The organism is Taibaiella chishuiensis (genome assembly GCF_003014535.1).
Taxonomy (GTDB): Bacteria; Bacteroidota; Bacteroidia; order Chitinophagales; family Chitinophagaceae; genus Taibaiella; species Taibaiella chishuiensis.
Window position 1 is genome coordinate 354,979 of sequence record NZ_PYGD01000002.1, and the last position, 17,757, is coordinate 372,735.

The window sequence follows — 17,757 nt, forward strand, 5'->3', positions numbered from 1 at the left end:
AAATTGTGTGTCTCTTTAAATAAAGTCATATGTCCACTCCAAAACCATTAGAAACAAACCAGGCCGAACAGCAACAGTTTGCACCTGCCGCCGGACAACAAGATCTGCAGCAATCCCTTCAGAAACTGGCGAAAGTCGGTGGCTTTACCTTCCTGGAAAGCTGTATCGACGGCATTGCCAACCTGAACCCGGACCGTAAAGCCCGTAAAGAAATATTCCTCAACGATACCGATAAAAAGAAAGACCGGGAAGACCTGCTGGAAACCCTGAAACTGTGGCTGAGCGTGCTCGACAAGGGTACCGACATCACCGAAATGGTGGACCGCTGCAAGAATGAGGCCGAAGTGGCCGAAAGGACCATGAAGGATAACCTGCGGCATACGCTGGAAACAACCCGTGATCTCGAAACGGCTTACCGCACCGTATCCCAGTTCTATAAAAATACAGAGTCGGATAAAGTATCGAATGTGAGCGTGCTCAATGCTTCGGCCGACCAGATGAAAGACCTGGACAATCCGTACTTTATCGAACATATCGCTACCGAGCTGAAGCAAAACTATGACCGGCTTGACCTGCGCGACAACTATTCGCTGCTGGTTATTCCCGGCTACCTGGGTTCGAATAAGGTGGTAGAGAAATGGGCCAAGATCGCCAATGATAATAAGGTGATGCTGGTTACCGACTTTGCCAACCTCGATAAACCGGACGACGTGATCGAGCTGTTCGACAGCGCCAACCTGACCGGCGGCGAACTGCACCGCAGTAATGTGATCATGACCTGCAACTACCTGGTGGGCAGGGGCAAGGCCGACGAAGTGGGCGAAGAGGAAGATGTGTTCCTGCCGGGCTCGAGCTCGCTGGCCGGTAAGATGCACTATACCCTGATGAGCCAGGTAACGGCCGGTAAAAAACACGGTGGTATGAACGAGGTTGATGCCGTACGTTTCAAACTTAAAAAATCAGAGATCTCGCATCTCGAAAAGATAGGCCTGGTGCCGATGGTAAGCGAATATGGCAAGGTAATGGCCTTCTCGGCCAAGACCCTGTTCAATGGCGACAACATTGGTCTGCAGACGTATTCCGTAGTGCGGGTATTCGACTATATTACCAAGGTGTTATTCGATTTCCTGAACAGGCGCGCTTTCGAAAACTGGAACTCCCGGACCGAGGCCGATCTGCGTCACCAGATCGTTAATTACCTCGACAGTATCAAAGGCCCTTCCAAGCTGATCGAAAAATTCAGGATCGTGCGTTTCGAGCAGGACCCCGAGAAAAAAGACCGCATCTGGCTGGATGTACATATTACGCCTTACTTCCCGGCCAAAAGCTTCGTGATTAAGCTCGACGGCCATAAAGGAGATGATGGCAACGAATGGAACACCGAGTACGAGCAAGGTTAGTATTACCGGGCCGGAGGGCTGCATAGGCGCGGCTTATGCAGCACTACCCGGGTGTTCTAGTCCTTTTCCGCCATCGATACCATGGTCTTGATGCACTTCAGGGCATATTCGTTCAGTACCATATCGTCTTTTAGAAACCCGAAGGTGCGGCTATAGATCTGGCCGAAGCCAAAGAGGTCGAAGTTGATCCTGGGTACCGGTACCAGCGAAGCCTTGCGGTTGTTCCGGAATTTTTTCCAGGTTTCGGGATCGTCGAGCACCGTAATGATGCGCAGCACTTTGCGGTAAGCGTCCACATCGCCCCAGATCCCGGTATTGATACCGCCGTCCTTCAGGTGAAACAGGCGCGATACGAATTCGGTAAAAACGGGTACGATATGGTCGCGGCTGGCCGAAGTAAAAAAAGCAACTGTGTCGGCCGCCTGGATCAGTTCCACGCTTTTCTGAAGGTCGGGCTCCAGCTCGTCGAACGTAAAAGTATCCGGGAAAGGAGAAAAAGAAAAGTTCATATTGTTGACGAACAAGAGTTCTGCGGTTATGCCTCTTTCGTGCAGGGCATCGTCATAAGCCTTGGAAAGTTGCGCTATGAAAAAATTCTCCGGTTCGAATGCGTTTATGATGACTACTTTACTGGACATAAGCTGCAAAGAAAATCAATATTTGTCGGTTTTAATACCTGAAATTAGAGTACGGAACGGGCATGCCGGCAGGATTGCAAACCGGTAACCGCCCCTTGAAGCCTTAAGATACGGAATTTTCCTGCGTTACCGCCGTATAGCTTCGTGCATAGCCTTGTAGCCGGCAGGAATAAAAACGTTAAAGCATATTGCGCTATGGAGATTTTAGAGAAAATGGCGGCTGATTTCAAGGCGGAAGTAGTTGCCACGCAAATGCTTACCGAAGACCAGGACATTGGCAAGATCCTGATCGACCGCCTGGGCAGTACGCCGCGTACACATACCAAAGACGTCGTTAAAAGTTATGAAGATATAGGGCAGTTCAACCTGGATAAATACACCGTGATCGAAAGTTTCCGGCAGAGTATTTACGAAGCCCTGCCCGAGAATGTATTTCACCCGCCCACGCTGGGTGGCCTGGGCAAGACCCAGGAGGAGATTGTAGAAGAGATCAAGATGCAGCGCCGCAAGGAATGGGAGGCCCGCAATTTTTTCAAGCCTTTCGAGCAGGAGGCGCCTTATCTTGAGATCCAGGCGTTGATGCTGGAACTGATGTATGAAAAGAAAGGCAGTTACGATAACCTCTTCCGGCTTTTCGAACAGGGCTGGCCTGTTATTGCACAGCTGCCTTATAGTATGGCCCTCAGTTTTATCTATATCCTGCCTATCCTGCACCAGGTGCGGGGCAACCGCAACTGGACCGAGAAATGCCTCAGTTTCCTGACCGGTTTCCCGGTAACCATCCGGGAGAATTATGTATCGGGGCATATTGATGAGGCGCTTGAAGGGTTTACCCTGGGCAGTTCGGGCCTGGGTATCAACAGTAGCCTGGGCGGTAATCAATACGACGGCATGTATGGCTGGGACGTCCATGTCGGGCCTGTGCCGGAACCCTATACCCTCGAAATATTGCCCCGGTCGGGCTTTACGGGTTTGCTCGACCTGCTGGCGGAGCACTTTGTACCGGCCGATCTTTTTGTCCGTTATTTTATTAAAACAGAACCCGTGCCCGGTACGGCTTTGATGCCCGAAAGCGCAACAGCCGGAAGACTGGGTTACACTTTTTACCTGTAAGCCTTAATACCCTATGTTGAAAACTATATTCCTGCAATACCTGCTTATGCCTCTGGTTGCCATCGTATCGGGCAGTGTGCTGCTGGTGCTCAAGCGTAAGAACCAGTTGCTGAGCAATAAAAAGCTGATCATTTTTGTATTGCTGTATAGCCTGGTGATGGCTGTGCCTGGCCTGTTTGGCCTGTCCGGCGGCAACTTCGCGCCCTGGAATTATATGTTTGCCCAGCTGATCTATCTCTTATTCGGCGTCGCCTTTGTACACTTTTACGATGTTTATTTCAAACGGGACGTACAGCATTATAAGACCCTGTTCCAGTTAATGGTCATGCTCTTTATCCTGCTGCTGGGCGGTTATCTCTTTGCCTTGCTGTACAACCTGCTTAACGGCAGCCATAACGGTTATACCGGTATGACGGCCATGTTGTCCTTCTTCCTGCCCCTTATCTTTTACTGGACTTACTCGGCCTTTATTGCCATTCCTTTCGAGATCTACAAAGTATGGGAGTACCCCGTAGGTATGGTGGAAGAAGTTAATTTCGACGGGCTCGACTTCAATAAGCTGATGGTGCTGGAACTCGAATTCAGCCGGCAGCCCGACGATGTAGACCGCCTGCGTGTTAAGGCCAAAGCACCCGCCAATATTACTTTTGGCGAATGGTTCCGCAAGTTTATCGACGATTATAATTATAAGTTTCCCAACCAGACCATCGTATTTGAAAAGGAAGACGGCAATATGCACAGCTGGGTATTTTACTCCAAGCGTTCCTTTTTTCACCGGCGGCGCCTGCTGGACCCCGACCAGACCATAGAACAGAACAGGATCAGGGAGCATATCACCATTATTTCCAAAAGGGTGATCGAACACGAAGAAGAATATTTCCACAGAAATGTAACCAAGAAAAATAGTTAAGTATGATTATTCCTCAGAAATACCAGGCTGTAAACTGGGCCGATGGGATGAAGGTGAATAAAGAGCACTTTATCGACACCGAAAATTTCCTGATCGATCAGCTCCGGGATACGGCTTCCCTTATGGTAAACCGCTGGAACTTCGGGATGCTGCCGCCACTGCAGGGTAGCGGCGCCCTTACCAGCGACTATGCCGTAAACAAGACCACCACCAACCAGTTGCAGATTACCATCAACCATTGCCAGGCCGTAACGCAGGGCGGGGTAAGGATCGCTATCGCCAACGAAAGCCTTAAAGAATTTATACGGCTGGCCGATGTGCTGGAAGAGGCCGGCGAACAGGGCCTCGAGTCGGAAGCTACCGAACTGTTTTATGTGGTTATGGTGGTAAGCCTGTTTGAGAAAATGGCCTCGGGCAGTCCGGATCCCGAGGAGATCCCCATACGGCAACCCTTTACCCAGCCGAAATACAGCATCCAGGTCGTGCCGGCAACCAGTGTCAATAAAGAAGAGATTGGCGCCTTCCACCTTATTATCGGGCGGATCCGAAAAAACGGCAGCGAGTTTTATAAAGACGAAAGTTTTATCCCCCCCTGCAGTTCGGTAAGCAGCAACGAACGCCTGCTGAACCATTACCGCCAGATCAATCATTACCTGAGCGATATCCAGAACATATCGGCCCAGATCATACAAAAGATCAATTATAAAAACCAGAAGTCGCCGGTGGCGCTGAACATCCGGCAGGCCTGCCAGGTGATCCTCAACTACTGTGCCACGCATTATTTCAGTCTGCGCAATATCCTGCACCAACAGCCGCCCGTATTCCTGGTAGACGCTTTGTCGCAGCTGGCCAACAGTATGCATTCCTTTATCATTGCCCTGCCGGAAAATGAGAAAGAAGAAATGCTCAATTACTTTTTCGAATGGAGCGATATTACCCCGGTAATCTTTTCGAACCGGCTTTCCGAAGTGATCGAGATCAATTATGATCACTACAATACCGGCGAATACTTCCAGGGTATCGACGATATGCTGCGCAGTATCCTGGCCATCTGGCGCAAGCTCAATACCCTCGAGTATATCGGTCTGCGTAAAGAGAACATCGTGGTAAAAGAAGAAGTACTGTCGAAGGTAACCAAAGACCGCAAGGGCTGGAACATCCTCGATTAAAATGCCGGAAAATTGGCAGGATAAGGAAAAGAGGGACTTTCGGGTCCCTCTTTTTACTTAGTATTTCTTGGTAAAGATATAGTCGTCTTTATGCGAACCGCCTATTTCTTCGCCTCTTTTATCCAGTGCGAACAGCCGGTTCTCGCCTACTTTCAGGAGCAGGTCGGTTGTTTTACCTTTCAGGTGGATCACATTCCCGTTTTTATTCCATTCGAAACGGCCCTTATCCTCGGTGGTTGTCTCTTCGGTATGGTTTTTAAGATACTGTTCCGATCGCAGAAAGGTTTGGTCTTTGTTCAGGGTCAGTACGGTTTTAATACCCGGGCAATCGGCACAGGGCAGAGTAGCCTCGTAGGTGCCGCTCCAGTCGAGGGCGTTTTGCGCGTTGTCGCCGGTGGCGGCTGCGGGTTGTTGCGCGGTGGTATCCGGCTTGCGACCGTCGGTAGTTTTGTTTTTGTCGCCGGTATAGTTACAGGCCGTAAGGCTAAGGCATAATAAAGCAAATGCAACGTCTTTCCTAAGCATAAAGGGTTGGGTTTGTTAATGTCCCATCTTCATAACGGTAAAATGTGTAACCTATTGTTGGCGGTATACCCTTCCTTTTGCGACCGGTACCGGTTACCGTTTCCTGCTTTGCAGGCGGGGGAGGGCCGGCCGTTTTCCTGCCGGGCTTAGGAACCTTGTATTACGGGCGTTTCCACTACCATACGGTAGTTGTTGTTATCTGCACTGTTGTTTTTGATCTTGATAAAAAGCGACTGGGCGATATGGTTCCATTCCGCTTCGTTGAACTCGGTATAATTATAGGGCACCAGTATAATATCGAGCGTACGGATATAACCCTGGCTGGGGTGGGGCGAAGGCGACAGGCCTTTGCGGAACCGCACATCCCTGAGCTTTTTGCCCAGTTCGGCCCGGCAGAAATTGCGGATATCCTCCTGGGTAATGAGCCGGTCGCGGCTGCCCAGCGCAAAACGGCAGGCGTCCAGGCGTTCGCCCGCCTGTAATTGTTCGCGGCCACCGCGGGTCTCGCTCAGCAGGATAATGCCCTGTGCGGCGATATCGGGGCTGTTCTGACAGCGGAACTCGGTACCGGTCCGGATGTTGTTGGCCTCTTCGCCATGCGTTACCCAGTATTCGACCTGTATATTGTCTTCGGCGTCGTAGGGCTCTACGATCAGGTAGCTGGGCGCCTGTTTAATAAATTTATCGATCTGTTCCGATTTGTTCTGGATCTGTTTCAGCTGTTTGGACAGGCCTTCGAGCGAGGTGCGGATAAAGGTCTGGTCGAGCGAGGAGAAAGCCGCCACTTCGTCGCGGGTAAGCTCCAGCAGGTAACCGACCATGTCCTGCGCGGCCCGCTGGTCAAAGCGTTCGGCGCCGCCATGCCGTATCGAGTAATATCCTTTCTGGTGACCGGACGAGCGGCTGAACGGGATCTCGCTGAACTGCCGGCCATGTCCGTCCGATACTTTCTGTACCGTCATAAAACGTTCGTGCAGCTCGGTACGCAAGGGCAGTATATTGTTAAGCCCTTTATAGCTGTAGGTATTATTGATCAGGTAACGGTTAACGACCGGGAAGGCATTGATCGCGATATAACCATTGCCCAGTATATCGTAGGTATAATTAGGCGGGAAGCGTATTTCGAGCCATACCAGGTTTCCCGGTACCTTGCCTGCCAGCTGTTGTTCGGGGAAGCTTTGCAATACCAGGCCGGGATAAGACAGGATGCCCTTGGGGCGCGGCTGCAGCGGGCAGTCGCCCAGGGTTATGAATTTGTGCTGGTACAATCCTTTTACCTCTGTGGTGGCTTTGTGCATCAGGTCGTAGTCCTGGAAGATCTCCTGCTCCGGGGCCCTTTGCTCTTCGGCATAGTTGCGGCCAGCGGTAATGCTTACCGGTTGCCCGTTATAGCTTACCTCGCATAAGGGCAGCAACTGGTATACCCAGGGGCTGGTCTCGAAAGCGGGGAAGTCGAAATAAAGCGACACATCTTTCAGGTTGTCTACTGCCGGGTCGAGTTGCAGGCCTATCATACAGGTAGCCCAGGGCATGGGGTTTACCGTACGGAACAGGGGTTGTTTAAAACCGAATGCATCGAATTCGAACAACTGGTAGCTGTTTACGATACAGGCCACTTTGCCACGGGTAAGCGGGATATGATCTACGGGGGTAAAATTGATCTGTACTTCTTCGTTGCGCAAAGTGCCGCCGCTAAGGGCGTTCAGCCTTTTCTGCACCGAGAAGTGGGTATGCGGGTGCATGTTCAGATTGGCCTCTACCGGTTGCGCCTGCATAATGGCGTGGGCGGCCCGGGGCATGGTAAGCAGGTTTGGCGTCAGCATGCGCGACAGTTTATCAAGCATACGGCCTTCTATATTCTGGGTTTCGTTGGCGGCGCGGTAAATCTCCGTACTGAAAGCTTCGATCAGCAGGCGCACAAAGGGATCGAGCGATACCGGGCTTTTAACGCCCCAGAGGTTGGCGGCATGTTGCATCATCCTCGCCTTAATTGCTTCTTTGGTAAACTGGTTCGTAATCGCGGTATTCATAACACTGGAATTTACCCCGTTTTTTTGTTGTTCATGGTTGGGGTGGGTGGTATTAAACTATCTACGAATGTATTGATTTTAAAAAGATTAGTAGTCTTAAGGATTCTATAATTTTTAGCGGCATAAAGCTGGAAGCCGCTCCTGTCCTCCCGCAGCGTCCCTGGCGTAGCCGCTGCGGAGAAAGGAGAAACATGTTTTCGTCGCGAGGTCTCCTGCAAAGGGACCTTGCGAAGGGGACGCAACACTTATCCACTCGCAGCGTCCCTGGCGGAGACGCTGCGGGGAAAGTAATTGTTGCTCTTGTATAACATGTCTCGCCGCGATCGCTGTGTCGCTGCGAGAAAAATAAAACATTATGCTTCGTCGCGAGGTCTCCTGCAAAGGGACCTTGCGAAGAGGGACGCAACACTCGTCCACTCGCAGCGTCCCTGGTGTAGCCGCTGCGAAGCAAGTAAAACTATGGCTTCGTCGCGAGGTCTCCTGCAAAGGGACCTTGCGAAGGGGACGCGACACTTATCCACTCACAGCGTGGCTGGCGTAGCCGCTGCGGCGAAGTAATTGTTGCTCTTGTATAACATGTCTCGCTGCGATCGCTGTGTCGCCGCGAGAAAAATAAAACACTATGCTTCGTCGCGAGGTCTCCTGCAAAGGGACCTTGCGAAGGGGACGCAACACTTATCCACTCGCAGCGTCCCTAGCGGAGACGCTGCGGGGAAAGTAATTGTTGCTCTTGTATAACATGTCTCGCTGCGATCGCTGTGTCGCCGCGAGAAAAAACATTAGGCTTCGTCGCGAGGTCTCCTGCAAAGGGACCTTGCGAAGGGGACACAACACTTATCCACTCGCAGTGTCCCTGGCGGAGACGCTGCGGGGAAAGTAATTGTTGCTCTTGTATAACATGTCTCGCTGCGATCGCTGTGTCGCTGCGAGAAAAATAAAACATTATGCTTCGTCGCGCGGTTCATGCAAAGGGACCTTGCGAAGGGGGAAGCAACACTCATCCACTCGCAGCGTCCCTGGCGGAGACGCTGCGAGAAAAATAAAACATTATGCTTCGTCGCGAGGTCTCCTGCAAAGGGACCTTGCGAAAGGTAAACCGCTGAATGCTACAAGAACTACAGGTCCGTAAAACAAAAAAGGCGTACCGGAGTACGCCTTCTGTATATAGTTCGATACAAAGATTAAGGGAAGATACCCAGTTCTTCGTATGCAACACCTACTTTGTTGATAGAGCAGATGAATGCGGCAGTACGCATATCTTCTACGCCGGAATGAGATTTCAGCGCTTCGCGGATCTCGTGGTAAGAAGTGATCATGGTATCTTCCAGGCCGGAGTAAACCAGGTCAACTTCATCAGGACCGTGCAACAGGATCTTACGTTCCATTTCGGTAACGCGTTTGCCGGTCATGCTTTCCATAGCGTGAACGATTTCGCCGTACATATTTTCGCTGAAGCGTTTTTCCAGGCGACCATAACGTACGTGGCTCAGGTTTTTCAACCATTCGAAGTAAGATACGGTAACACCACCTGCGTTCAGGTACATGTCGGGTACTACGATTACACCTTTTTTATTCAGGATCACGTCGGCATCCGGGGTCAGCGGACCGTTGGCTGCTTCGCCGATGATCTTGGCTTTGATATTGGCAGCGTTGCCGCCGTGGATAACGGCTTCCAGCGCAGCAGGGATCAGGATATCACATTCCAGTTCGAGGGCATGAGCGCTTACCGGGATGTTTTCAGCACCGGGGAAGTTCATGATAGAACCGGTTTCTTTACGGTGTGCTACTACTTTCTCCAGGTCCAGGCCATCGGGGTTAGTGATTGCACCTTCGTATTCTGCCAGGCCTACCAGCAGGGCGCCGCTTTCCTGGAAATATTTGGCGGCATGGTAACCTACGTTACCCAGGCCTTGTACCACTACTTTCTTACCGGACAGACCAGTTGTCAGGCCCAGGTTTTTCATGTCTTCGGGTACATTGCACAGCTCGCGGATACCGTAGTATACGCCCAGACCTGTAGCTTCTGTACGGCCGCGTACACCACCCTGTGCGATTGGCTTACCGGTAACGCAGGCTTGTGCGTTCAGTTCGCCCGGGTTCAGGGAAGCGTAGGTATCTACGATCCAGCTCATCTCGCGGGCGCCGGTACCATAGTCAGGAGCAGGTACGTCGATACCAGGTCCGATAAAGTTTTTCTTGGCTAATTCTGAAGTATAACGGCGGGTAATTTTTTCCAGTTCGAACGGCGTGTATTTCTTGGGGTCGATTTTGATACCACCTTTACCACCACCAAACGGTACGTTTACGATGGCGCATTTGTAAGTCATCAGGGCAGCCAGGGCCATTACTTCGTCCTGGTTAACATCCATGCTGAAACGGATACCACCTTTACAGGGCAGTTTGTGGTGGGAGTGCTGTACGCGGTATGCTTCGATTACCTCTACACCATCGCCAATGCGCACCGGGAATTTGATCTGAAGAATGGAGTTACAAGCTTTGATTTGCTCCAGGATACCTTTTTCGAAACGGGTAAATTTAGCCGCTTTATCGAAGTTGCGTTCTACACCCTGAAAGAAGCTGTATTCAGTGTGACCTGAAGTTTCAGTGACTGTTGCCGTATTAGCCATAAATTTTTAAATGAGTGATTAATTACTTAGTGATGTTACTTAGGTTGATTTTTTTCCAGTTTTTTGATTTTACGCTCCAGATTGACCAGAAATAAAATTATGCCGGCAAAAATAGTGCAAATAACCAATACCACAACATATATTTTACCGTTGGAACGAAAAGTTTCGGCCATCGGTGCAGCGTCCTGTGCGCGGCTGATAAAGGGTAAAAACAGGGCCAGGGTGAGTAGATACTTACTCTTCAGCAGAGCTGCCATTTTATGCATTATTTTCATGTAAAATATCTTTCTTGATCAGTAAACTAAAACGTATTCTTAAAGAGGTGATCCATACGCCCAGCAGGATCCAGCCCAGTACGGCGATATAGAAGGTAGGGCGTAATTCGGGCGCCATGTCTTTCGTATTGAAACCCGGGTTGCCGCCATTGCCCGGGTGCAGCGAATCGGTAAGCCGGGGCAGTACAAACAACAGGGGAATCAGGAGCGCATAGGCAAATACATTGAAAACCGCGCCCAGCTTGGCCCGCTTGTCGGGATCGTTAACCGAACTGCGCAGTGCCAGGGTGGCAAAATAAATCAGCATACAAATGGCGGCACTCAGCTCCTTGGGATCGTTGCTCCAGGCAGCGCCCCAGGTAAACTGTGCCCATTCCATACCGGTTATCAGGCCCAGCGTGCCAAACAGCAGGCCGGTATTGATAAACTGCAGGGCATAGATATCATCGACCAGGTTGCCTTTGCGCAGGTAACGGATCGAGTATACCAGGCTCGCGGTAAACAGGATGATCATACCAAACCACATGGGCACATGGAAGAACAGGTTGCGGATTGTTTCATTAAGAATAAACATCTCGGGAACGGGAAGCAAAAGCCCGCCCACAAAAGCGAAGGTAAGCAGCAAGACACATAAGATCTTCCACCAGGATTTTCTCATTGCAGATTCATTTCATCCTGCGCCAGGAGATGGCTGCAGGAAATTTGCGCAAAGGTAGTGATTAAGTAATATAAAATTCAGATTATAAAAATGATTCTGAACAGGAAGCACCCGCCCTGGTATAGCGCAATTTTAAATACTGATGGCGCATTCTCTTACCGGTGTTGTACCTTCGCGCTCTTATTCTATTATACCAGACCCGATGATAACTATTATATCCGGTACCAACAGGACGGGCAGCAGAACGCTCCAGGTGGCTACCCATTATTATAAAATTTTACAGGACCTCAACCAGGACGTACACCTGGTTTCTCTTGTGGGCTGCAATGTACTGGAACGGAATGATGAAGTGAAAGAGTTAGAGGCCGGATTACTGATCCCTTCAGAAAAGTTTATTTTCATCATGCCGGAATACAACGGCAGTTTCCCCGGCGTACTCAAAGCCCTGCTCGATAATTCGGATATCCGCAAATGCTGGTGGCATAAAAAAGTGTCGCTGGTGGGCGTGGCTGATGGCCGCGGCGGCAACCTGCGGGGTATCGAACACATGACCAATATCCTGCATTACCTGAAAATGAACGTACATTATAATAAACTGCCTTTATCCCGCATCAACGAAGAGCTGGATGCCGAAGGCCGTTTCCTGCATGAGCGTACCCTGGCCGCTATCTCCGAACAGGTGGAAGGTTTCGTGGCTTATTAGCAGCCGGCACAGGCAGCTTATACGGCCTTTCTGCAGGAAGGGCCGTTTTGTTTTTTAACCCCTGCATTTTGTATTGCAATTTGAAACTTATGTATAAAAATAGATTGCTTGTCCTGGTCTTCCTGTTGTCTTGCGCAGCCTGCAGCAGCCTGCGTAGGGTTAAGAACGACGACCGGGTGCAATTGCCCGAAGTGAATGTAAGCAGCGAAGATCAGGCGCTTGGGCTTTACCGCGCAACGGCGGCCAGGGTGTGGGAGCTGGTACATACCGATATCGATATCCGTTTTAATATGGCGGAGCGTTCGGCGCAGGCTTTAACCACGATCACACTGCATCCTTATTATTATGCTACCGACAGCGTAGTGCTCGATGCCAAAGGCATGCGTATCGAAGCCGTGGCTGATGGCAAGGGCAATAGCTTGCCTTATACTTACGATACGTTACAATTAACCGTAAAGCTGCCCGCTACCTACCGCAGGCAGGATACCCTGAGCTTAAGCGTGCGTTATACCGCATTACCTTATGCAAGCACCGCCGGGGGCAACAGCGCCATACGCGAGGATCGTGGCCTTTACTTTATCAATACCCGTGGCGATGAGCCTTATAAACCGCTGCAGGTATGGACCCAGGGCGAAACAGAAGCCAACAGTCATTGGTTCCCCACCTTCGATAAAACCAATTTCCGTTCAACCTTCCGTATTACCATGCATGTGCCCGATACCCTGGTTACCCTCAGCAATGGCAGGCTGAGCGCGTCTAAACGCGAGGCCGGTGGTATGCGCGCCGATACCTGGGAGCAGGAACAGCCGGTACCGCCTTACCTGGCTATGATGGCCATCAGTAATTTTCATGTGGCGAAAGATAGCTGGAAAGGAAAAGAAGTAAGCTATTATGTGCCGCAGTCTTATGCGCCCTATGCCAAAGACATCTTCCGGCACACCCCCGAAATGATCGATTTCTATTCCCGTTTGCTGAAGGTCGATTATCCCTGGTACAAATACAGCCAGGTTATCGGTTACGATTATGTTTCGGGCGCTATGGAAAACGTAACGGCAAGCCTGTTCGGCGCTTTTAACCTCAAGGATAAGCGGCAGGTGGATGAGGATAACAATGACTTTATCGTAGCGCACGAACTGTTTCACCAATGGTTTGGCGATTATGTTACGGCAGAGTCCTGGAGCAACCTCACACTCAACGAATCATTTGCCGACTATGGCGAACACCTGTGGAGCGAATACAAATACGGTAAGACCGCAAGACAGAAGAACTGGATGAATGGTCTGGGCAAATACCTGAAACAGGCGGCATACAACGATCCGCCGCTGGTGCGTTTTCATTACCGGCACGAAGGCGAAATGTTCGACCGTGTATCCTATTCCAAAGGCGGCCTCATCCTGCATTACCTGCGGCAGCTTACCGGCGACGAGGCCTTCTTCGATGCATTGCATCTTTACCTTACGCGCAATGCCCTGCAGAGCGCCGAAGCCACACAGTTACGGCTGGCCTTCGAGCAGGTTACCGGTCGCGACTGGAACTGGTTTTTCAATCAATGGTATTATAAAGGCGGGCATCCCAAACTGTCGGTGCGTTACAGTTATAACGACAAAGACCGGAAGGTAACCGTTACCGCCACCCAGCTGCAAAGCGATACGCTGGGCCTCTACCGCCTGCCGCTGCGGCTGGCACTCGTTACCGAGCAGGGCGTCAAAGAGTTTGACTGGAACGTAGAGCAACGCGAAGAGCAATTTGTTTATGCCTATCCCGGCGGACAAAGGCCGGTAGTGATACCAGATGCAGGACATTGGCTGCCCGGCGAGCTGGAAGAGACTAAAGACGCCGGCCTCTGGCAAATGCAATATCAATACAGCAACGATTTCATCAGCAAATGGCTGGCGCTCGATGCCTGCCTCGACCTGAAACGCAACGACACGGCGGAAGCCGTATGGCTGCTGGCTTTAAACGATAAGGAGCCTGCGCTGAGCACTATGGCGATAACAGCGCGCAGTTATAAAGGCAACCAGGTTATTCCGGATACCTGGATCAAAGCGCTGGGGCAGATGGCTGCATCCGGCCCCGATAGCAAGGCCAGGGCGGCTGCGCTGCAGGCACTGGGCGACCGGCAGGATGCCGCGTATACCACGGTATACGAACTGGCGATACACGAACCTTCGTACAAAGTAGCGGCAGCGGGCCTGTATGCGCTCAACCAGGTAAACCATAACCGCGCGATAGACGCCGTAAGGGAATTACAAAAGCAGGAATTGTATCCTTCCGATCTGCTGAATGCCTGTGCCCGGGTATTGGCGCAGGATGGGCGTAAAGAGGATTATCCATTTTTCGAAACCTCGATCGTACGTTGTCTCGAAGGGCGCAGGGCCGCCTTCCTGCCCGAACTGGAAGATTATCTCCGTCATGTAAAAGACGAAGCGACTTATAACAAGGGTATCCAACTGCTGCAAAGCCTGGCCCACAGGGATCCCTCGCCCACAGCGGCATTCAATATTGCCGCGGCGCTTTACGAACAATCGCGTTATGCGGATAAACAGGCGAAGATTGCCGACGATAAAACAGAGGTCGAAGATTATAAAAACCGCAGCACAACGGCGATGAATGCCTGGATCGCCTACAAAAAGGCCATTGATCCGGAAGAGAAACAGGTATTGCAGATGATCGAAGAACTGGAAAAAGGGAAGCAGGAGTAAAGCGTATCGTACTAAAAAATTATGTAATCATGCAAACAACCGGACCGGGTACCGATCAATTGCCTGTACTGCTTATCCCCGAAAAAACGGACAGGGAGCTGGAACAGGTAGCTGCCGCCTGGATACTGCGGGGTGGGGCAGTGAAGCGCCTGGGCAAGTATTGGATAAAGAACGAAGCGTTGACCCGGGCGCCGCTTGCGCTTTACGGCAACCAGACTTTCGTACTGGTATTGGCACAGATCTACGGCCTGGCGCCACTTATGCCCGACGATACCCTCATTGCCCGGTTGGATACGGCCTGGACCAAAAGAACGATACAGCAGCTTACTATCGCACAACTCAACGATAACAGCTTCCCGGCGTTTATAAAACCCGTTATCCCTAAACTGTTTGCCGCCGGCATATTTAACCGGAAGGCAGACCTGGAGCAGGTTGTGGCAGGGCTGCAACCAACAGAAGAGATCCTGCATGCCGCTATTGTGCCCGGTATTATTGCCGAGGCAAGAAGTTTTGTGTTGGGCGGTGTAGTCCTTGATATCGCCTTTTATGAAGGCATGGCCGATATCGGCGATGGGATACACTTCCTCGAGGCCTTCCTGCAAAAACACAATACCATATTGCCTTATGCCCTGGTGGTAGATATAGCCTATACGGAGTCCACCGGCTGGTTTGTACTGGAATTCAATGCCGGATGGGGAGCCGGGTTAAACAATTGCAACGCGGAAAAGGTGCTGGACTGTATTATCGCGGCCACAGCCCGGACATAATAATGCCTATGCTGGTCGCGGCAACCAGGTTACGCGTTGTAAAGTTTAGGTCCTGCTATATGAAATACAAATCAAAAGTATTATTATTGGGTAATCATTAAATACCCGGCATGAAACGGAAATTGATTTATGTTGTTGCGTTTTGCTGCTTATTGTTGGCAGACCGGTCCTCATTTGCACAGACCTTCGAAGTGCCGAAGCAAGTAAAGCTGGAACAAAAGGAAGACTATAAGAAATACGAGCAGGATGTGGTACAGGCAGCCGATTGGCTGGTAGCTACCGACCTGGATATGGAAACGGTAAAGCGCCGGCAAATAAGCGCTTTCCTGATCAAATGGTTAAGCGGTACGCCGGATATAACGATAGATATCCATCCCGGTATCAGTAACCTGTACGGCGACAACACGGAACTGATGCTGATCTATATGGCTACATATGGGAAATACTATATCCAGCATAAAGATGCGCAGCAACCGGATGCCATAAAAGCCGCTGTAGAGGCGATGATCACCGTTTATAAAAAAGGTACCAGGATAGAGGCCAACCCCGAAATGGATAAACTCATCGCTATGGACGCTGCTAAAAAGGACCAGTATATCCGAAAAAATCTTATCCTTAAACCTTAAGGAAAACACTTGTCGATTTTATAGCATTGTTGATTGGTCCGGCGGGTAAGGACTATGATTCTACCCGGACCATTTGCCCTGATCGTAGCGCGACGCTACGATCGGTAAAGAGGCTACGGCTGGCCCACCCAGGGCCTTTTAAGAAAAATGCAACAGCCCCCGGAACGCGAAATGTCGTTTCTTTACGGCCTGTGTTGGATCTCCGTTTTTTTACTAAACCCCGAAACATGTTCCGTTACCTGTTTTTATGCTGCCTGTTGCTGGTTGCAGCCCCTGCTGTTTTTGCGCAACAATATCTCCTGCCCAACGAAGAGCGCATCTTCTCGTTCGATACCCGCAATGGCAAAAAAGTAATGCTGGCCAAAGATAAAGGCGATGCCTATATCATTTACCGTTTCGGTACCGCCGGCAAAATTGAATTTGAATTTCCGGGCAAAACAAAAGACAGCTGGAAGCAGCTTAAATACGCCTTCTGGCTGCGGGGCGGGGGACCGCAAAACGAAGGCATCGACCTGAATTATGTTTCTTTTTCCAACAAGGGTTATACCTATGTCATCTATGATACCTATCGTGCTGTGGGGGAACTGCAGCGAGTTGGTATCAAGGTCATCGACAATGCCACTAAAAAAGAAACCGATATCCCCGGTAACCTCAAAAGCCGCAAAGGCAATATTATCGATCTTCGCGAAAATACCCTGATCGAAAAAGGCGACGAGTTGTTTGACTAAATACAAAATACATCAGCCCGGTTCGCTACAATATAACTGGTCATAGCGCCCCGCTATGACCAGGATGTTCGGTTACTTGTCATAGCGTCCTGCTACGACTTATGATGTATATCCGTAAATATTTTAATCCACCGCATACTCCGTCTTCAGCGTGATCGATGCCGTCTTGTTTTTGGAGGAGGTATTGAAGGCGCCGCCATAGCTATAATCTTCGTTGCTGTTTTTGCCGGTAATCTGGAATACGCCCATATTAGCGTTCTTCAGGCTGCCCAGGCTGCTGCCGGCATTCTTGGCAATGCTTTCGGCGCGGCTTTTGGCATCGGCGCTGGCTTTGGCCAGCAGGTCGATCTTCAGTTCCGACAGGCGGGAGTAGAAATAGGCCGGGGCCGAGGAGTTGATCTCGATGCCCTGCTCGATCAGTTCGGTAATTTCCCGGCTAATGCCTTCTACCTTTTCAATATTTTTCGATTCTACTTTTACGGTTTGTTTCAGCACATAACCGTTAAACACCGTAGATACGATACGGCCGTTCTCATCCGATTTGTTGCTGAAGTCTTTATTGATATCTACCGAAGAGAAAACCAGCTCCGCATCGGCCAGGCCTTTGGTTCTGAGGTAGGCCCTGATATTGTGCTCATCCTCTTTCAGGGCAGCATAGGCCGTCTTCAGGTCCATATTGGTCCGGGAGTAATTGCCCGTCCATACGATCAGGTCGCTTACAAAATCTTTTTCCGCCAGGCCGGTAACCGTAATCTTATCGGCCGTGCGGTATTTGTATTTAAAGGCGGCGCCCGCAATCAGGGCAAACAACACAATGGCTATTCCGATAATAATGGCATTCAGGGCGTTTTTCATGAAGGGGTGGTTTTAACCAAAGTTAAAAATA

16 protein-coding genes are annotated in these 17,757 nt (G+C 50.5%); 9 read left to right on the top strand and 7 right to left on the bottom strand.

Annotated elements, in window-relative coordinates; all coding sequences use genetic code 11:
- The first annotated feature begins 29 nt into the window (after nt 1–29).
- Nucleotides 30–1,400 (top strand): DUF5458 family protein, encoded by a 1,371-nt coding sequence (locus tag B0I18_RS08995; protein WP_181358396.1) that lies wholly within the window; start codon nt 30–32, stop codon nt 1,398–1,400.
- Nucleotides 1,401–1,456: 56 nt separating this feature from the next.
- On the opposite strand, the gene B0I18_RS09000 is transcribed toward B0I18_RS08995, so the two are convergent.
- Complete coding sequence (locus tag B0I18_RS09000) at nt 1,457–2,038, bottom strand: hypothetical protein (protein WP_106522353.1); 582 nt, start codon at nt 2,036–2,038, stop codon at nt 1,457–1,459.
- Between the two features lie 195 nt (nt 2,039–2,233).
- Here B0I18_RS09000 and B0I18_RS09005 point away from each other — a divergent pair, with 195 nt between their 5' ends.
- The 3 genes from B0I18_RS09005 to tssK are packed head-to-tail and all read left to right on the top strand — an operon-like array spanning nt 2,234 to nt 5,230.
- Nucleotides 2,234–3,151: a hypothetical protein gene (locus B0I18_RS09005; RefSeq protein WP_106522354.1), complete on the top strand. Its 918-nt coding sequence runs from the start codon at nt 2,234–2,236 to the stop codon at nt 3,149–3,151.
- 13 nt (nt 3,152–3,164) lie between these two features.
- Nucleotides 3,165–4,061, top strand: a complete 897-nt coding sequence (locus B0I18_RS09010; RefSeq protein WP_106522355.1) for a TssN family type VI secretion system protein — start codon at nt 3,165–3,167, stop codon at nt 4,059–4,061.
- 2 nt (nt 4,062–4,063) lie between these two features.
- Nucleotides 4,064–5,230, top strand: coding sequence for a type VI secretion system baseplate subunit TssK (gene tssK, locus B0I18_RS09015; RefSeq protein ID WP_106522356.1), 1,167 nt, complete (start codon nt 4,064–4,066; stop codon nt 5,228–5,230).
- Between the two features lie 57 nt (nt 5,231–5,287).
- On the opposite strand, the gene B0I18_RS09020 is transcribed toward tssK, so the two are convergent.
- The 5 genes from B0I18_RS09020 to ccsA all read right to left on the bottom strand — a co-directional run bounded on the left by B0I18_RS09020 (nt 5,288) and on the right by ccsA (nt 11,345).
- The gene (locus tag B0I18_RS09020) at nt 5,288–5,755 is read right to left on the bottom strand and encodes a copper resistance protein NlpE (RefSeq protein ID WP_106522357.1); all 468 of its coding nucleotides are present in this window, start codon (nt 5,753–5,755) and stop codon (nt 5,288–5,290) included.
- 146 nt (nt 5,756–5,901) lie between these two features.
- A complete protein-coding gene (locus B0I18_RS09025; protein WP_106522358.1) occupies nt 5,902–7,785 on the bottom strand; it encodes a type VI secretion system baseplate subunit TssF in 1,884 nt (627 codons plus the stop codon).
- A gap of 1,181 nt (nt 7,786–8,966) precedes the next feature.
- A complete protein-coding gene (locus B0I18_RS09030; protein ID WP_106522359.1) occupies nt 8,967–10,412 on the bottom strand; it encodes a Glu/Leu/Phe/Val family dehydrogenase in 1,446 nt (481 codons plus the stop codon).
- Nucleotides 10,413–10,447: 35 nt separating this feature from the next.
- Entirely contained in the window at nt 10,448–10,669 is a 222-nt protein-coding gene (locus B0I18_RS09035; protein ID WP_106522360.1) for a CcmD family protein, read from the bottom strand.
- A 1-nt stretch (nt 10,670) separates the two neighbouring features.
- Entirely contained in the window at nt 10,671–11,345 is a 675-nt protein-coding gene (ccsA, locus tag B0I18_RS09040; RefSeq protein ID WP_106522361.1) for a cytochrome c biogenesis protein CcsA, read from the bottom strand.
- Between the two features lie 202 nt (nt 11,346–11,547).
- Between ccsA and B0I18_RS09045 the strand changes: the two genes are divergently transcribed.
- The 5 genes from B0I18_RS09045 (at nt 11,548) to B0I18_RS09065 (ending at nt 16,871) form a co-directional block, all read left to right on the top strand.
- Nucleotides 11,548–12,048 (top strand): NADPH-dependent FMN reductase, encoded by a 501-nt coding sequence (locus B0I18_RS09045; protein WP_181358397.1) that lies wholly within the window; start codon nt 11,548–11,550, stop codon nt 12,046–12,048.
- Nucleotides 12,049–12,137: 89 nt separating this feature from the next.
- Nucleotides 12,138–14,750, top strand: coding sequence for a M1 family metallopeptidase (locus B0I18_RS09050; RefSeq protein ID WP_106522363.1), 2,613 nt, complete (start codon nt 12,138–12,140; stop codon nt 14,748–14,750).
- Between the two features lie 29 nt (nt 14,751–14,779).
- Nucleotides 14,780–15,517 (top strand): ATP-grasp domain-containing protein, encoded by a 738-nt coding sequence (locus B0I18_RS09055; RefSeq protein ID WP_106522364.1) that lies wholly within the window; start codon nt 14,780–14,782, stop codon nt 15,515–15,517.
- A 110-nt stretch (nt 15,518–15,627) separates the two neighbouring features.
- Nucleotides 15,628–16,143 carry a hypothetical protein gene (locus B0I18_RS09060; protein WP_106522365.1) on the top strand — a complete coding sequence of 172 codons (516 nt, stop codon included), beginning with the start codon at nt 15,628–15,630 and terminating at the stop codon, nt 16,141–16,143.
- A 227-nt stretch (nt 16,144–16,370) separates the two neighbouring features.
- Complete coding sequence (locus tag B0I18_RS09065) at nt 16,371–16,871, top strand: hypothetical protein (RefSeq protein WP_106522366.1); 501 nt, start codon at nt 16,371–16,373, stop codon at nt 16,869–16,871.
- 123 nt (nt 16,872–16,994) lie between these two features.
- On the opposite strand, the gene B0I18_RS09070 is transcribed toward B0I18_RS09065, so the two are convergent.
- Nucleotides 16,995–17,726 (bottom strand): SIMPL domain-containing protein, encoded by a 732-nt coding sequence (locus tag B0I18_RS09070; RefSeq protein ID WP_106522367.1) that lies wholly within the window; start codon nt 17,724–17,726, stop codon nt 16,995–16,997.
- Between the last annotated feature and the right edge of the window lie 31 nt (nt 17,727–17,757).